Below are 2,896 nucleotides of genomic sequence, written 5' to 3' on the forward strand. Positions count from 1 at the left end.
AGCGAGGGCAGAGCCGATAAAGCGAGGGGAAAGCCGATAAAGTGAGAGGAGAGCCGATAAAGTGATAGGAGAGCCGATAAAGTGAGAGGAGAGCCGATAAAGCGAAAGGAGAGCCGATAAACCAGAAGGAACGCCGATAAATGATCCCCTAATAAGGCTACCGTTTTCTTACTACAAAAATAGTATTCTTTTGGAAGAAGTATTTCGTGCACCACTCTTAATCTAGATCAACATCATCCCACTCGCCACACCATTCACTCTTTCTTAATTATCAAAACATATTTACTATTTAAATTAAATGTAGTAGCCTAGTACTAGATAAATGGAAATTTTTTCTAGGAGGGGTTTTTTGAGGAATTGGAAAAAGATTGGGACGTTATCATTGGCTACGATATTGTCCTCGGGGATGTTGGTAACTGGTGTGAGTGCGGAAACTTCATGGAAGGAGTTACATGAAAGGAAAGCACCTGTGAAGGCTTTGCAGGAGGAAGAAGCAGGTCCTAAGATTCAGATTCAGGGAGTAGATTCTACGATTCTTAAAAGTGATTTGGTTGAGAGAGTAGAAGAATTGTTTCCAGATGGGTTGGGTTATTCCTTAAAAGATAGTGATTTTCATATGAACCGAGTGCTTCATCCTGGAGATGATACGACTCGCTATGAATTAATGTTCTCAAAGGAGATAGATGGAGAGCATGTTTATGGTGATTTCGGCTTTGTTGGGGAGGATTTACAGCTTGAACGATTCCATCATCAACCTGCAAACGTGGATGGAGCAACGTTTCCGCCGGAAGTAACGAAGGATGAAGCAGAACAGATTGCATTGGATTTTCTAAAAGACTTTTCTGGTGATGAAACCTATCAGCTGAATGAAGACTTTTTCAGCTATGTAGGCAATCAGACACTACTAGAGCCGATTCGTTATTCCTTTGATTTTATCCGTACGAATAAGGATGTACCGGTTTCTGGACAAAATGTACATGTTACCGTTTTAGGGAATGGACAAGTTGTTGATTATTATCATCGTTCACCAAAAAGTAAGTCATTTACATATGATGATATAACCAATATTCAAGAAGAAAAGGAAGTTCTGGAAAAAGTAAAAAACAATCTTTCTGTCGGTTTACAATATCAAATCGATTATAATTACCGGACAGGGGATCGTGAAGTAAATCTCGTTTACAGTCCATCGAATGGAGGGCAAGGTGTCCATGCTGTATCTGGTGACTGGCAAACACCGGATGGATGGAAAGAGAAGCTACCAGAAGAAAAAGGGCTTCAATCTATTATAGATGAACCGTTAGAACCGAAGCATAAAGACATTAGCATGAAAGAAGTAAGAGCGTTTGCAGAGGAATTTCTAGCCGTGGATTCTGATGATGTTACATTGATGATTGAATCAATTAGTGAAATCGAAAATCCAAATGGCCAGCAGGTTTATAGTATTCATTATATGTACCAGCACCAACATGGTGGAATGGGAACGAATTTAGAGATTGATAAAGAAACAGGGGAAATCGTTCAATATCACGACATGAGAAGGGAACTACCAGGATTATCTGGTGAAAAAAATGAAAAAGATAACATCTCCAAAGACGAAGCGCTTGATAGGGCTGTTAACTATTTAAAACAGCTTACCCCTTCCCACATAGACAACTATGCAATGCCAAGAAATGGGACCTTTTTTGAAGAGGAGCGAGGTGTTTATCATTTTACATTCCCAAGAGTTGTGAATGATATTCCTGTTATAGGTGACCAGATTTCTGTTGGTGTTGCAGCGGATGGTTCCCTTCAGTTTCTAAATGTAAATGCGCAGGATGTGAAAGAATGGCCATCTGTAGAAGAGGTGGTTTCTAAAGAAGATGCGCTTCAATCATTTAAAAAGGCATTAAGTGTGGACCTTCATTATGTACAGGCTGATTCGGAAAAAGAGAACCATTACTCCCTTGTTTATCAACCGGTATTTAATGAGAATGAATTTAGTTTTTTGGATGCAAGTACAGGGGAATGGATAACTATGCAAGATGAAGCAAATGATGTTCCAACTGTTTCTCATCCAACAGCAGAGAAAGAACTGAATTTCCTTCTGTATGCGGGAATTTTAGATGTCAAGGATGTCGACGCATTTGATGCAGATGCAAAAATTTCCCAAGGGGATGCATTAAAAGTCATTGCAAAATCCATCCGTCCTTTCTATGATGGACATTATCCAGGAATGGAAGAACAAAGACAATCGTTTGAAAATATCGATGTCAATCATCCTTACTATCCATTCATTGAACAGGCGGTATCCATGGGAATTCTCGATACAGAAAGTAAAAACTTCGATATAGACAAAAAGCTTACCAAAGAAGAATTGGCTGTTTGGTATATTCGTGGAATTGGATTGGAGCAAGCTGCGGAACTTAGCGGCATTTACCAACTAGATGTTGAAGATGAAGATAAGGTAAGTGAAGAAAATATTGGCTACGTCGCATTAGCAAACGCACTTGGCCTGCTCACAGCAGAGGATAATCATTTTAACCCAGATCAACACATCACCTATGCCCAACTAGCTGTATCCATATTTAAATTTGCGGAGGCAAGTAGAGAGACTGGCGCCATCCCTTACTAGAGAAAAATAGTAGATAGATTTGTGATTATGGAGTATTACAAAAAAGGAGAGTAGATGTTGTTCTACTCTTCTTTTTATCTTGGGTGCAGTGGGGAGCGGTTTTTATATGGGTTACTAAAAGATGGGGATTGCTGATAAATGGGAAGGAAAGCTGATAGACCGGAGTGACCGCCGATAAATGGGAAGGAAAGCTGATAAACCGGAGTGACCACCGATAAATGGGAAGGAAAGCTGATAAACCGGAGAGACCGCCGATAAATGGGAAGGAAAGCTGATAAAGCAGAG

Annotated in this window: 2 protein-coding genes; one reads left to right on the forward strand and one right to left on the reverse strand. The window is 40.0% G+C overall.

Going from position 1 to position 2,896, the window contains the following annotated elements; genetic code table 11:
* The first annotated feature begins 349 nt into the window (after positions 1–349).
* On the forward strand, positions 350–2,611 hold the full coding sequence (locus CAO17_RS00035; protein WP_085990838.1) for a YcdB/YcdC domain-containing protein: 2,262 nt from the start codon (positions 350–352) through the stop codon (positions 2,609–2,611).
* A gap of 25 nt (positions 2,612–2,636) precedes the next feature.
* On the opposite strand, the gene CAO17_RS21235 is transcribed toward CAO17_RS00035, so the two are convergent.
* A partial coding sequence (locus CAO17_RS21235) for a hypothetical protein (RefSeq protein ID WP_218775508.1) occupies positions 2,637–2,896 on the reverse strand: 260 nt, incomplete at its 5' end.

Origin of the sequence: Oceanobacillus senegalensis (assembly GCF_900176885.1) — a bacterium.
Lineage (GTDB): Bacteria > Bacillota > Bacilli > Bacillales > Amphibacillaceae > Oceanobacillus > Oceanobacillus senegalensis.